This window comes from Burkholderia sp. AU4i, from assembly GCF_000466765.1.
GTDB classification, from domain to species: domain Bacteria; phylum Pseudomonadota; class Gammaproteobacteria; order Burkholderiales; family Burkholderiaceae; genus Burkholderia; species Burkholderia cepacia.
The window spans coordinates 98,221-111,440 of record NZ_ASSI01000016.1 but is presented as its reverse complement, the minus strand read 5'-3'; the positions used below and the strand labels follow the sequence as shown (position 1 = coordinate 111,440).

Below are 13,220 nucleotides of genomic sequence, written 5' to 3'. Positions count from 1 at the left end.
GGCCTTGTCCGCGATGCGCCAGCCGGGCGGCACGCCGGCCGCGATGCCGGTCGCGCCGCGCGCGCCGCCGACCATCCATTCCGTCAGCTGCGCGCGCTGCGGGTCGGGCAGCGTGTTGCCGAGCAGCAGCCGCTGCAGCGTGTCGATCATTTCGACCGGTGTCGACGTGTCCCGCTCGTCGCCGGGCGCCGCGTGATTCAGTTCGGGTTCCCAGTGATCGAGGCGGAACGACGTGTCGCCGCTCGCGCGCGCGAACGACGTGACGGCCTGCGGGCCGCCCAGCACACCCATCAGCAGGTTGCCGGCCCCCTTGTCGCCCGACTGCAGCATCGCCACGCACAGCTGCTCGATCGTCATGCCCGTGTCGACGTGGCTTTCCGTGACCGGCGAGCCCGACACGATTTCATAGCGGCGGTAAAGAATTCGGCGCGGCAGCAGCGAAGCGTCGAGCGAGCCGCGCGCGAGCATCGCGGCAGCCGCGACGACCGCATATGTGCCGCACAGCGGGAAGCGTTCGCGCGCATGGTGAGCGATGCGCACGCCGTTCGACGTATCGAGCGCGGCGACACCGAGCCGGCCGTTCGACGCCTTCTCGAGCGCGGTCAATTCGGCCTGGGCGGTATGGGCGCGCCCCTGGTCGGCGACCGGCGCGGACGTGCACGCGGCGACGAACGGCGCGGCCACGGCGGCAAGCAACAGCGAGCGGCGTGTCGGAGAGTGTTCCATGGATGAGGTGTGTTCTGTCTTCTGTCGGAAACGGTGGCACGAAGCAACGCGGGCGCGCTTCAACGAAGCGCCCGCGTTCGCGCCGGCGGCCGGCCCGCGACGGCATTCACCGCGCATCCCCTGAAGATGGCCGTCGGCCCCGCGTGAAGCACGGGATTCGCATGAACAGGCCCTAGCGTAGCAGCGACCGCCGCCACGTTCCAGCGAAACGACCCTGCCTCACCCTTGCGACGAAGGCAGGTACGGCATCGGATTGACCGGCTTGCCGTCGCGCCGCACTTCGAACAGCAACGCGACACGCGAGTTGTCGAGGTCGCCCATCTCGGCGATCTCGTCGCCCTGGCGCACGATGTCGCCTGTCTTCACGAGCAGCCTGCGGTTATGCGCATAGGCGGTCAGGAAATCCGCGTTGTGCTGGACGATGATCAGGCTGCCGTAATCGTTCAGGCCGGTGCCGGCGTACATTACGCGGCCGTCGGCCGCCGCGCGGACCGGGTCGCCCGGCCGGCCGGCGATCTGGATGCCGCGGTTCTGCCCCGGCCGGAACCCGTCGACGATCTTGCCGTTGGCGGGCCACTTGAGCGCGACACCGCCTGCATGCCGCTTCGTTTCCTTGACGACCTGACGGTCGCTCGCGGTCGACGCGGTGGCCTGCGCCGATGCCGGGCTGCTCCCCGCGCCATTGCTCGCAGCCGACGACGCGGCCTGCATGCCGGCTGCGCCCGGCGGCGGCAACGGCTGCTGCCTGACGATGCGCAGCACCTGCCCCATGCGCAGCCTGCCGTTCGCGCCCAGCTTGTTCCAGGTGCGCAGGTCGGCAATGCTGCAGCCGTTCGCGGACGCGATGCCCGTCAGCGTGTCGCCGCGCTTCACGATGTACTTCTGCGCAACGAGAATCGGCGCGGGAGGCGGGGTGACGGCCGCCGGCGCAACGGCCGGCGGGCTCGACGGTAATGACTGTGCCGCCAGCGTATCGCTCGGCGGAACGGACTGCGTGCTTGCACAACCGGCCATGACGAGCACGGCGGCCAGGCCCGGCAGCCACGCCGCGTGACGGTGAATCTCGCGCGATTTCATGGACGATCCGACTCCGGTTTGACAATCTTTCAAGCATCTCAAAAACGGAACGGCCGACGTGTAACCGGATGAAAACAATGATGACAAACGATCACGAACCGGATGCCGGCCGGCATTCGCTACCGGTAATACGGTCCGATTCGGAAAAACTTGATGGTCTTTTCGCGCGGAAGCGGAAGAATTTTCGTTCTGTAAAACTATGGCGAACTTATTTTGATAGGCGTCGCAGCGTACCACTGCGGCGCGCCGCGACGCTCAACGCAGCCACGCGGCCAGTTCGGAACAGGCCCACGCGATGCCGATGCACAGGAACAGCACGTGCAGCGCGATCTTGAACGACACGCCCCACGATGGATCGATTCGCATGACAGGCTCCCCCGGTTGAAGTGCGGCCATGATCCGTCATCGATCGCGCCCCGAAAATTCGGAACCGGCGAATCGGGCCTCAGGCCAAGCCTGAGACCCCGGCCGCGGTTCCCTGCTAACTTATCGGCCATTCCAACACGATCGCCCCCACCCTCATGCGCTTCGACCTGACCGACCTGCGGCTCTTCCTGAACATCTGCGAGGCCGGCACGATCACGAGCGGGGCCGAGCGGACCCACATCACGCTGCAGGCCGCAAGCGAACGCATCCGCGGCATGGAGGACGAGCTCGGCGTACCGCTGCTGCACCGGACCAAGGCGGGCGCGCAGGCCACCGACGCAGGCCGCGCGCTCGAACACCACGCGCGCACCGTGCTGCAGCAGATCGACCACATGCGCGGCGAACTGCAGCAATTCGGCCAGGGGCTGCGCGGGCATATCCGGCTGCTGTGCAACACGGCGTCGCTGAGCGAATACCTGCCCGACGCGCTGGCCGACTACCTGCCGCATCACCCGAAGCTGTCGATCAGCGTCGAGGAGCGCTCGAGCCAGGAGATCGTGCATGCGATCCGCAACAAGACGGCCGAGGTCGGCATCGTCGCCGATTCGGTCGGGCTCGGCGGGCTCGAACAGAAGCCGTTCCGCGAGGACTGGCTGATCGTCGTCGTGCCGGCCGCGCATCCGCTCGCGTCACACGACAAGGTTGCGTTCGACACGATCGCCGACGCCGACTTCATCGGCCTCACCGACGGCAGCGCGCTGCAGGTGCATCTCGCCGACCAGGCGCGCGCGCTCGGCAAGCGGATCCGCTACCGCGTGCAGCTGAAGAGCTTCGACGCGATCTGCCGCGTGATCGCCAGCGGCGTGGGCATCGGCATCGTGTCGCGCCATGCGGCCGAGCGCGCGATGCAGACGATGGACGTGCGGCTCGTCGAGCTGTCCGATCCGTGGAGCCACCGCCGCCTGAAGCTGTGCGCGCGGTCGTTCGACGCGCTGCCGAAGTACACACGCGAGTTCGTCGCGTTCCTGTCGGGCGACGCACCGCCGCCGTAACGCGCGCCGCGCCCGACTCGCCCCATCGACAGACGGAGACTTGGCCATGACCGATACCGATCTCGCCACCCGCTATCGCGCGTATATCGACTGCCTGAACCGGCAGGACTGGACGTCGCTCGGCGAGTACGTGTCCGACGACGTGATCCACAACGACCGGCCGCTCGGCCTCGCCGGTTACCGCGCGATGCTGGAACAGGATTTCCGCGACATTCCCGATCTGCGTTTCGAGATCCGGCTGCTCGTGTGCGAGCCGCCGCGCGTCGCGTGCCGCCTTCGCTTCGCGTGTTCGCCGAAAGGGACGTTCATGGGGCTCGCCGTCGACGGCCGCAAGGTCACGTTCGCCGAGAACGTGTTCTACGAGTTTCACGCAGGCAAGATCCGCCAGGTGTGGTCGGTGATCGACAAGGCGGCGATCGAAAAGCAGCTTTGAACGTCGTCGATACGACGGGTCGTGGCGTGCGGTGGCCGGTGGTCAGGGGTGACTCCATGCACTTCGATTCTTATGGATAACGTTTTCTCTCATTACGTGTCGAGAACCCGTTTCCGTGTCATGCTCCGCCCGCCACGCCAACGCGCGATCGCTCTCGCGCGATGACCGCTCGACCATCAGGAAAATCCCGGCGATTCACGCGTCATTCCGATTCCCCACCCACGCCCTCTGCTCCCGCCATCCGGGTTTCTACCGGCGCATCCGATGTGAAAGTTCATTGACATCACGCCGGTCGATGCCTAAATTTGGAAAACGTTTTCCATTGCTTGCGCGCGAGGCCGGCCACGGCCCGTGCAGGGGAAACGCTTGCCCGCTCGACCGTGAATCAAGGCCGTCCGTCCCCAGGGAATCAGGTGGCAGGACGACGGCCGGGTACGGGCATCGAGCGCGGTATCGGCCACACGTGCCCGTGCTTCACCACTATTCAAAACTGGAGACACCATGCATTCGCGCAGCAGATTCGCGCTCGGCGCCGCGCTCAGCGCCCTTTCCGTCGTGCTCGTCAGCGCGTGCGGCGGCAACGACGTGACCGCCACGCCGTCGCCGCCCGCTTCGTCCACCCCGCCCGCGCTCGCGGCGAACTCGCTGCAGGCGCTCGTCTACGGCGCGGCCGACACGAGCGTGCCGGCCGGCACGGACACGCCGATCACGATGATGGGCCAGATGCGCGCGCTGTTCGACCTGATCCGGAAGTCGCCCGACTTCACGCAGGTCGTGATGGATCTCGGCGACGGCACGCCCGTCCACGTGCTCGACACGAACACCGGCGACAAATTCCTGCCCGGCAAGCTCGCGCTCGGCCTGTCGTACATCCTGATCGACATGAAGTCGAAGAACGATCCGCAATACGCGAGCTACCTCGCGACCTACCAGAAGATCACGACCGCGATGATGGCGCAGTCGGGCGGCAACTATACGTATGCGAATACATCGTGGGGCGAGTACTACTATCTCGTCGCGCTGAACAACCTCCAGGCGCACGGGATGCTCAACGAAGTCTTCAGCGACGCGATGCTCGCGACGCTGCAGCAGCGGCTGCGGTTCTGCGACATGTTCGGCCCCGACGCGAGCGGCAAGGTCGACACGTGCCCGGCCGCCGGCACGCCGATCGACATCGCGTCGCTCAACACCGCACAGAACTACTATGCGGTGTCCTACGGAATCGCCGGGCTGCGCCAGAAGCTCGGCTGGAGCAGCCCGTCGTTCGCATCGAAGACCGATCCGTCGGTCGCGACGATGGGCGCGCGCGACGCGTTGCTGTACACGCTCACGAACCATATCCGCAACGACTCGTCGGGCGGGTTCTCGGACGAAGCGTCGAACACGCACACGACCTACTACGACCAGGCGCGCTTCGACCGCTACAGCACGCTGCTGATCGGCGAAGTGACCGAGCGCACGTTCGAGATGGGCAACGAAGCGAATTTCACGCCGGAACTGAAGGGGTATCTGCGCAAGTCCGTCGACCTGATCCTGCCGCAGCTGAACGGCGACGGCGAAGGCTTCAACTACGGCCGCTCGATCGGCCCGTACGGCGATTCCGCGTTCATGGAAGTGCTGACGGCCGCGGCCAACGCAGGCGTGCTGTCCGACCAGGAGAAGCAGGTCGCCTACACGTTCATCACGAAGGCGGCGCATCGCTTCGATACGTTCTGGTACGACCCGTCGCTGCCGACGCCTTCGGTGAACATGTGGGTCAAGGGTCGCGGCACGGACGCGTATCGCGGCAAGCCGCGCGTGATGGGCGAAAACTTCAGCCTGCTGCACCAGTACCTGTACGTAAACGCATGGTGGAACAAGCTCGGCTTCGGCGGCAAGGCACCGATGGCCGACGCCGACTACAACACATGGCTCGACGCGCGCCCGCACTACACGCTCACCTGGTACAACCAGCCGAACGACCCCGCGCATCCGTACAGCGCGGCGCTGGTAACCGTGCGCGACGGCCGGCGCGTGATCAACCTGAACCTCAGCCAGGCGCCCGACTACAACTCGTTCACGCCGTACTACCCGGTGCCGTCCTCCGACAAGCTCACCTACGGCACGACCGATCTCGGCTACGCGTTGCTGATTCCGCAGGTGTCGTACAACGGCAAGACCTACATTCCCGTCACGTACTACAAGAACCTGAATGTCCAGCAAGTCAACGGGCAGGTGATCGTGTCGTTCGATACCGCGAAGTTCCGGCTCGCATCGAAGAACGCGGCGTACACGACGGATCTCGACCTCCAGGTGCACACGGTGCTGACGTTCGCGCACGGCTCGGTGGCGCGCAGCGACACGCTGAGCACCGGCACGCTCACCGGCAACCTGTCGGTCGAAACGGACTTCACGTCGTTCGCGGATTTCGCGTCGACGCAGGCCAACGGCGACGGCGTGTCGGTCGCGTACGCGAACAGCCCCGCGACCGGTTATGCGGCGACCGGGTTCGACAACTGCGCGCTGTCCGCCTTCGATACGGTGAACGGCACGACGAATCCGCTGTCGACGACGCCGATCGGCCAGTTGCATTCGAACTTCGCGTGCACGACGAAGCCGTTCGCACTCGGCACGGGCGCGACCCGTACGTTCGGATGGACGCTGAAGTACGCCGACCCGGCCTGACCGGGGTGACCCGCGCCCGGTGAATGCGCCCGAAGCCGGTTTCGTCAGCCGGCTTCGGGATCGTCACGGACAGCGGGCATCACGCTCGCCGGCGATGCCCGCTCACCGCCACCCCGAAGCCGCCATGTACGCGCCGAGTGTGATCAGCCCGACGAAGAAGCAGCGCTTGAACGCCTTCTCGCTCATCACGCGCCGTGCATACTGCCCGCCGGCCATACCCGCCAGCGCCGGCACGAGCGCGAGCGCCGACACGCCGAGATCGACCGTCTCCAGCGCACCCGACACGCGCAACTGCAGGCCGAGCACGATCGTCGAGGCGGTGAACGACAGCCCGAGCGCCTGGATCAGGTCGTCCTTCGACAGCCGCAGCGCCTGCAGATACGGCACGGCCGGCACGACGAACACGCCGGTCGCGGCCGTCACGACACCCGTCAGGTAGCCGACCACGGCCGACAGCCATTTTTCGTGGCGCCCCGGCGCGGGCAGCCGCGCGGCGGCAAGCCCCCACAGTCCGTAGAGGATCAGCACCACGCCGAGCGCCGCATGCGTCCAGGTGCTGCCGGCCGCGAGCGCGGGCAGCCCGCCCGTCAGCGTGCCGATCGTCAGGCCGGCGAGCAGCGGCCACAGCCGGCGCAGCAACGGCCCGAACGACGGGCCGAGCCACAACTGCCACACGTTGGTGATGAACGACGGCACGAGCAGCAGGCTCGCGGCGGCCGACGGCGGCATCGCGAGCGTCAGCAAGCCCATCGCGATGGTCGGCAGGCCGAGCCCGATCATTCCCTTGACCGCGCCGGCCAGCAGGAAAACCACTGCGACGATCGTCAGCGTGTGAATGTGCATGAAAGGCATTCCGTCCGGTTGAGTACGGCGCCGATGGTGAACCCCGATCGCGCCGCCCGCCATCTGGCTTTGCCTGAGGCTGGCTCGGGCCTGCCGCGCGGAGCCGGCGCGGCCGGCGCACGCGCGCATTCGCATACCGCGCCGCCGCCGTCCGGCGCACGCCGGCCTTCGTTCAACGCAGGTCGCGTGCGCCGGCTACCGGCCCGACCGATCCGTCCCCGTGAAATGCCCCCCGTCACTGCTCGCTGTCGAGGTGAGCCATCTGTGCGGCCGGATAGCGCTCACCGGCAGCCGCCCCGGCGGGAACCGCCGCTTCGATGCGCATGATGTCATTGACCGTTAGTTGCATCTCTGCCGCCTGCAGCGCGTCCTGAAGCTGCGTGCGCTTGCGCGCGCCGATCAGCGGCACGATATCGCCGCCGCGCGACAGCACCCACGCGATCGCGACCTGCGCGGGATTGCTGCCCTTCTCGTCGGCGATGGCGCGCAGCGCATCGACGAGCGCGAGGTTGTGCGCGAGGTTCTCGCCCTGGAAGCGCGGGCTCGCCGCGCGGAAATCGCGCTCGCCCTGCCGCGCCGTGCTCCAGCGCCCGCCGAGCAGCCCGCGCGACAACACGCCGTAGGCCGTCACGCCGATCCCGAGTTCACGGCACGCGGGCAGGATCCCGGCCTCGATACCGCGCGACAGCAGCGAATATTCGATCTGCAGGTCGGAGATCGGTGCGACGGCCGCCGCGCGGCGGATCGTGTCGACGCCGGCTTCCGACAGGCCGATATGGCGCACGTACCCGGCCTTCACGAGATCGGCGATCGCGCCGATCGTCTCCTCGATCGGCACCGCCGGATCAACGCGCGCCGGCCGGTAGATGTCGATGTAGTCGGTGCCGAGCCGTTTCAGCGAGTACGCGACGAAGTTGCGGATCGCCGCCGGCCGCGCGTCGTAGCCCGCAAACCCGCCGGCCGGATCGCGCAGCGCGCCGAATTTCACGCTGATCAGCACCTGGTCGCGCGCCCGGCCGCGCAGCGCATCGCGGATCAGCATCTCGTTGTCGCCCATTCCGTAGAAATCGCCGGTGTCGAGCATCGTGATGCCGTGGTCGAGCGCCGCGTGCAGCGTCGCGATGCTCTCGGCGCGATCGGCCGGCCCGTAGAAGTCCGACATTCCCATGCAGCCCAGCGCGAGCGCCGATACCCGCGGGCCCGACCGGCCCAGTTCACGCCTATCCATGTCCGTTTCCTCGAGTGATGAATCAACAGGCAGGATTCTGGGCGCATCGCGACGCGCGATAAATGCGAAACACTCCACCAAACCATTCGACGCTGATTAACAATGGAGCCTGTCCATCCGCCCACACCCCCGCCCCGCATGGATCATCTGCATGCAATGCGCATCTTTGCGCGCGTCGCCCATCTCGGCAGCTTCACGAAGGCGGCCGAGCAGTTGCAACTGCCGCGCCCGACGGTCAGCAACGCCGTCCAGTATCTGGAAAAGCACCTGAAGGTCCGCCTGCTGCAGCGCACGACACGGCGCGTCGCGCTGACGGCCGAGGGTGCGACCTACTACGAGCGCTGCATGCGGTTGCTGGCCGATCTCGACGATGCGGAAACGCTGTTCGAGGACGCGGGCGCGACGCCGCGCGGCGCGATCCGCGTCGACCTCCCCGAGCGCTTCGCGGTGAACCAGATGATTCCGGCGCTACCGGATTTCCACGCACGCTACCCCGACCTGCGCGTCGTGATCGGCACGACCGACCGCTTCGTCGATCTCGTCGCCGACGGCATCGACTGCGCGGTGCGGGTCGGCACGATGTCCGACACGTCGCTCGTCGCGCGGCGCATCGGCGAGCTGGCGCAGATCAACTGCGCGGCGCCCGCGTATCTGGCGCGCCACGGCACGCCGCGCTCGCCGGACGAGCTGCCGGACCACGTCGCGGTCGGCTATTTCTCGAGCCGAACGGGCCGTGAGCTGGACTGGGAATATGCGGACATGGATACGGGCGAGCTGCACGCGGTCAAGATGCGCAGCATCGTGTCGGTCAACAGCTCGCAGGCGTATCTCGCGTGCTGTCTCGCGGGCCTCGGGCTGATCCAGGCGCCGCGCGAAGGGCTCGGGCCGCTGCTGGCGGACGGCTCGCTGGTCGAGGTGCTGCCGGAATGGAATGCCGAGCCGCTGCCCGTGTCGGTGGTGTTTCCGACCGGGCGGCATCTCGCGCCACGCGTGCGGATCTTCGTCGACTGGCTCGCGGAGACGCTCGGCGGCCCGTACCGGGCGGGCTGACGCGGGCTCGGGCCGGGGCGCCGGCCCCGGCCGGTCGAACCGCTCAGAACTTGTGGCGGATCGCGGCGCGCACCGCGAACTGGTTCGACGACGCCGACGGCCCGTCCGTCCCGACCACGTAGCCGCCGTCGGCCGCGGTGCCGGTCTTGTCGCCGGCAACCTTCTGCCATGCGCCCTGCAGGTAGACGTCGGTGCGCTTCGACAGACTGTAGTCGGCCATCAGGCCGACCGTGTGATATTTCGGCTTGAACGATCCGGCCGCGGCATCGAACTTGCCGTCCGTGTACACGTACTGCGCGCCGAGATAGAAATCGGGCGTGAGCTGGTACTTGCCGTTGATCTCGAAGTTCTGGAACTTCGTCGCGGTCAGCCCGAGGCCGGCGAACGTCGAAGCCGGCAGGTAGACCGTCGATACCGGATTCTTCACGTCCGTCTTCGTGTAGACGAAACCGACCGTGGCCTGGCCGAACGTGTAGTTGACGCCGCCGCCGAAGATCCGCAGGCGGTCGGCGACGAAGTTCGCGTCATCCGCGGCGATCGCGCCCGCGTTGCCGACCCCCGGGTTGTTCGCCTGCAGGTACGCGGCCGCGACCTGCAGCCCGGCCAGCGAATACTGCGCACCGAGGCTGTACTGCCGATTGTTCGAGAAGCCGGTGCTGTTGCTGAAGCTGTACGTGCCGCCGAACGTCAGGCCGTTCCAGTCGGCGCTCGCATACTTGACCGTGTTGTTGACGCGGAACGAGTTGTCCGTGTTGTCGTTGTCGAACGGGTGCGAGAACAGCGTGCCGCCCCAGTTGCCGTTGGCCGTGAGCGGCGCCAGGTAGTCGACGACGGAGTCGTACTGGCGGCCGAAGGTCAGCGTGCCGAAGCGCGACTCGGAGAGCCCGACGAACGCCTGGCGGCCGAACATGCGGCCGCCTTGCCCGAGCCGGCCGTTGTTGACGTCAAAACCGTTTTCCAGCGTGAAGATCGCCTTCAGCCCGCCGCCGAGATCCTCGCTGCCCTTCAGGCCCCAGCGGCTGCCCTGCGCATAACCGCTCGCGAGCTGGTAGTTCGACTTTCCGACCCCATTCACATTCACGTTGTTCGTGTAGTTGAAGCCTTCGTCGATCACACCGTACAGCGTCACGCTGTTCTGGGCGAAGACCGGCGCGGCGAAAGCGGCCAGCGCGGCGGCAAAAATGACGTGCTTCTTCATGACGGATCTCCGGAGCCGGGGCCGGGCGAGTCGCGCGCCCGGCGAATGTTTGATCTGTTGTATGGGTGGCCCGCAGGGCGGACGACGCGGTGTGCGGCCGCGTGAGGACAAAATGGTGTCACGTCGCAAACCGTCCGTCCATCGGGGCATGTGAACCCTGCGCAAAACGTTGCGCTCGTCCAACTGCCCCACCGCGCGGACGGCCTGACCCGGCTTATCGGCAGCGGCGGGACGCGCCGCCATCCGCGTAAACCCGGGGCCTGGCGCATCGGTGGCACAATGCGCATCCGTTCGTCATTTCTTCACGAAGTCATGCTTCACCCCGATTCATGCGCGGCGCGTACCGGCCGTGCACGCGGCCCGCGCCGGAAGGCGGCCCGATGACCGCGCCGGCCCGGGCCGGCCGCTACGCCGAGCTCGATTTCTTTCGCGGCCTCGTGCTGCTCGTCATCGTCGTCGACCACATCGGCGGCAGCATCCTGTCGCGCGTGACGCTGCACGCGTACGCGCTGTGCGACGCGGCCGAGGTGTTCGTGTTCCTCGGCGGCTTCGCGACCGCGATCGCGTACAACTCGCTCGCCGAGCGGCACGACGAAGCCGCCGCGCGCCAGCGCTTCATCCGGCGCGCGTTCGAGATCTACCGTGCATTCCTCGTGACGGCCGGCCTGATGCTGCTGATCACGGCCGTGCTGAACGCATTCGCGATCGACGGCCCGAACATGCCGACCAACGATCTCGACGGCCTGCTCCACAAGCCGCTCGCCGCGCTGCGCGACATCCTGCTGTTCCGCCGCCAGCCGTACCTCGCGTCGGTGCTGCCGATGTACGCGTTCTTCGCGCTGCTCGTCCCGCTCACGCTGCCGCTCGCACGCACGCAGCCGTGGCTGCTGCTCGCGTTCAGCGGCTCGCTGTGGTTCGCGGCGCCGCACGTCGCGCGCTTCCTGCCGACCGTCGAAGGCGCGCCGTGGGACTTCAACCCGTTCGCGTGGCAGTTCCTGTTCGTGCTCGGCGTGATCGCGCGCTGCCAGCCCGTCTACCAGACGCTCGCGCCCAAGCCGCAGGGCTGGCTGCTGACGGCCGTGTCGCTCGCGATCGTCGCGGCCGGCGCGTACTACCGGCTGCGCATCGAACCGTTCCCGACCGATCCGTCGATCAAGCAGAACCTCGGCGCGCTGCGGCTCGCGAACTTCCTCGCGATCGCGTGGCTCGCGGCCAAGCTCGTCCACCTCGGCTGGATGAAGAAGGTCGCGCACGCGATGCCGTGGATCGGCACGATCGGCCGGCAGGGGCTGCTGTGCTTCGTCGCGGGCACCGGCATCTCGCTCGCGGTCGATTCGCTGCTTTACCAGGCGACCGAGGGCTATCTCGACGTGAAACTCGGGCTGACCGCCGACGTCGTCGCGATGGGCCTGCTATATCTCGTCGCCAAACTCTACGGGCCGCTCGTCGCGCGGCTGCCGTTCCGATCGCGGCGATGACGCGCCGCGCCGTCATGCGCCGCTGCTACGATAGCCGGCGCCTCTCCTGAAACGATTCGACATGCGCCGACTCGCCCTTCCGTTCGCCCTCGCCCTGATCGCCGGCTCCATCGCCACCGCCCGCGCCACGCCGCCCGCGCAGGCGGCACCGCCCGCGCCGCCGCCGGCCGTCCAGACCGCGACGACCCCGTCGGCCGCCCAGGAGCCCGCGCTCAATCCGGGCAGCAGCGTCGTGCTGCGCACGTTCCGGTCGGCGTCGCTGAAGCGCGACTGGTCGTACACGGTCTACCTGCCGCCCGGCTACAACCCGGAAGGCGCGCGCTACCCGGTGATGTACCTGCTGCACGGCAATGCCGGCAACGCGAACGACTGGGTCACGCAGGGCCGGCTGCAGGCCACCGCCGACACGCTGATCGAGCGCCGCGAGATTCCGCCCGTCGTGATCGTGATGCCGCAGGGCGGCACCGACTGGTACGTCGACCGCAAGGAGAAGATGCAGAGCGCGTTCCTCAACGACCTGCTGCCCGAAGTCGAAGCGCACTTCGCGGTGTCGAACCAGCGCGCGGGCCGTGCGATCGGCGGCGTGTCGATGGGCGGCTTCGGCGCGCTGCGCTTCTCGCTGCTCGAGCCCGGGCTGTTCTGCGGCGCGATGCTGCTGAGCCCCGCGATCTACGCGAACGAGCCGCCGCTCAATTCCGCCGCGCGCTACGTCGGCGTGTTCGGCGACCGGCAGTTCGACCCGCGCGTGTGGCACGAACTCAACTACCCGGCGCTGATGCGCGGCTATTTCGCGCGCAGCTGGCGAATCCCGATGTTCATCGCGGCGGGCGACGACGACCTGACCATCCAGGCCGAATCGAGCGTGCTGTACACGCACCTGCGCCGCGCGCAGAACCCGGCCGAACTGCGCATCGTCGACGGCGGGCATACGTGGGACGTCTGGCGCGGGCTGCTCGGGACGGGGCTGAAGTACGCGCTCGAGTGCGTGAAGTGATCGCGCGCGGGCGCGACCCCGCTCGTTTTCACCCGGCCCGACGGTGACCGGCCGGCCGCAGGCCGTCGCCCCGTCCCATGCGCTGCGCACGCCGTCCCGGCGCGCCCGGGC

11 protein-coding genes are annotated in these 13,220 nt (G+C 67.8%); 6 read left to right on the top strand and 5 right to left on the bottom strand.

Annotation, left to right across the window (positions count from 1 at the left end; translation table 11 throughout):
• Together bla and L810_RS03210 are read right to left on the bottom strand one after the other, a co-directional pair.
• Positions 1–726: class A beta-lactamase (gene bla / locus L810_RS03215; RefSeq protein WP_042973028.1), on the bottom strand; the 726-nt coding region annotated here is incomplete at its 3' end.
• 219 nt (positions 727–945) lie between these two features.
• Positions 946–1,803, bottom strand: a complete 858-nt coding sequence (locus L810_RS03210; RefSeq protein ID WP_021156945.1) for a peptidoglycan DD-metalloendopeptidase family protein — start codon at positions 1,801–1,803, stop codon at positions 946–948.
• 521 nt (positions 1,804–2,324) lie between these two features.
• Here L810_RS03210 and L810_RS03205 point away from each other — a divergent pair.
• The 3 genes from L810_RS03205 to L810_RS03195 all read left to right on the top strand — a co-directional run bounded on the left by L810_RS03205 (position 2,325) and on the right by L810_RS03195 (position 6,318).
• Positions 2,325–3,221 carry a LysR substrate-binding domain-containing protein gene (locus tag L810_RS03205; protein WP_021156943.1) on the top strand — a complete coding sequence of 299 codons (897 nt, stop codon included), beginning with the start codon at positions 2,325–2,327 and terminating at the stop codon, positions 3,219–3,221.
• Positions 3,222–3,267: 46 nt separating this feature from the next.
• Complete coding sequence (locus L810_RS03200) at positions 3,268–3,654, top strand: ester cyclase (RefSeq protein WP_021156942.1); 387 nt, start codon at positions 3,268–3,270, stop codon at positions 3,652–3,654.
• Positions 3,655–4,155: 501 nt separating this feature from the next.
• Positions 4,156–6,318, top strand: coding sequence for a hypothetical protein (locus L810_RS03195; protein ID WP_021156941.1), 2,163 nt, complete (start codon positions 4,156–4,158; stop codon positions 6,316–6,318).
• A 102-nt stretch (positions 6,319–6,420) separates the two neighbouring features.
• Here L810_RS03195 and L810_RS03190 read toward each other — a convergent pair whose 3' ends face one another.
• Positions 6,421–7,161, bottom strand: a complete 741-nt coding sequence (locus tag L810_RS03190) for a sulfite exporter TauE/SafE family protein (protein ID WP_021156940.1) — start codon at positions 7,159–7,161, stop codon at positions 6,421–6,423.
• Positions 7,162–7,396: 235 nt separating this feature from the next.
• The gene (locus L810_RS03185) at positions 7,397–8,389 is read right to left on the bottom strand and encodes an aldo/keto reductase (protein ID WP_042973001.1); all 993 of its coding nucleotides are present in this window, start codon (positions 8,387–8,389) and stop codon (positions 7,397–7,399) included.
• 138 nt (positions 8,390–8,527) lie between these two features.
• On the opposite strand from L810_RS03185, the gene L810_RS03180 reads away from it, so the two are divergent.
• Complete coding sequence (locus tag L810_RS03180) at positions 8,528–9,439, top strand: LysR family transcriptional regulator (RefSeq protein ID WP_042973000.1); 912 nt, start codon at positions 8,528–8,530, stop codon at positions 9,437–9,439.
• 43 nt (positions 9,440–9,482) lie between these two features.
• On the opposite strand, the gene L810_RS03175 is transcribed toward L810_RS03180, so the two are convergent.
• Entirely contained in the window at positions 9,483–10,637 is a 1,155-nt protein-coding gene (locus tag L810_RS03175) for a porin (protein ID WP_021156938.1), read from the bottom strand.
• A gap of 380 nt (positions 10,638–11,017) precedes the next feature.
• Between L810_RS03175 and L810_RS03170 the strand changes: the two genes are divergently transcribed.
• Together L810_RS03170 and L810_RS03165 are read left to right on the top strand one after the other, a co-directional pair.
• Complete coding sequence (locus tag L810_RS03170) at positions 11,018–12,115, top strand: OpgC domain-containing protein (RefSeq protein ID WP_042973026.1); 1,098 nt, start codon at positions 11,018–11,020, stop codon at positions 12,113–12,115.
• 61 nt (positions 12,116–12,176) lie between these two features.
• Positions 12,177–13,109 (top strand): alpha/beta hydrolase, encoded by a 933-nt coding sequence (locus tag L810_RS03165; protein ID WP_021156936.1) that lies wholly within the window; start codon positions 12,177–12,179, stop codon positions 13,107–13,109.
• Positions 13,110–13,220: the final 111 nt, after the last annotated feature.

What these genes read in the sequence shown, in the direction of transcription:
- L810_RS03195 (WP_021156941.1), top strand. Translation starts at nt 4,156, where the DNA reads ATGCATTCGCGCAGCAGATTCGCGCTCGGCGCCGCGCTCAGCGCCCTT.
- L810_RS03200 (WP_021156942.1), top strand. Translation starts at nt 3,268, where the DNA reads ATGACCGATACCGATCTCGCCACCCGCTATCGCGCGTATATCGACTGC.
- L810_RS03180 (WP_042973000.1), top strand. Translation starts at nt 8,528, where the DNA reads ATGGATCATCTGCATGCAATGCGCATCTTTGCGCGCGTCGCCCATCTC.
- L810_RS03190 (WP_021156940.1), bottom strand. Translation starts at nt 7,161, where the DNA reads ATGCACATTCACACGCTGACGATCGTCGCAGTGGTTTTCCTGCTGGCC.
- L810_RS03185 (WP_042973001.1), bottom strand. Translation starts at nt 8,389, where the DNA reads ATGGATAGGCGTGAACTGGGCCGGTCGGGCCCGCGGGTATCGGCGCTC.
- L810_RS03175 (WP_021156938.1), bottom strand. Translation starts at nt 10,637, where the DNA reads ATGAAGAAGCACGTCATTTTTGCCGCCGCGCTGGCCGCTTTCGCCGCG.
- L810_RS03205 (WP_021156943.1), top strand. Translation starts at nt 2,325, where the DNA reads ATGCGCTTCGACCTGACCGACCTGCGGCTCTTCCTGAACATCTGCGAG.
- L810_RS03210 (WP_021156945.1), bottom strand. Translation starts at nt 1,803, where the DNA reads ATGAAATCGCGCGAGATTCACCGTCACGCGGCGTGGCTGCCGGGCCTG.
- L810_RS03170 (WP_042973026.1), top strand. Translation starts at nt 11,018, where the DNA reads ATGACCGCGCCGGCCCGGGCCGGCCGCTACGCCGAGCTCGATTTCTTT.
- L810_RS03165 (WP_021156936.1), top strand. Translation starts at nt 12,177, where the DNA reads ATGCGCCGACTCGCCCTTCCGTTCGCCCTCGCCCTGATCGCCGGCTCC.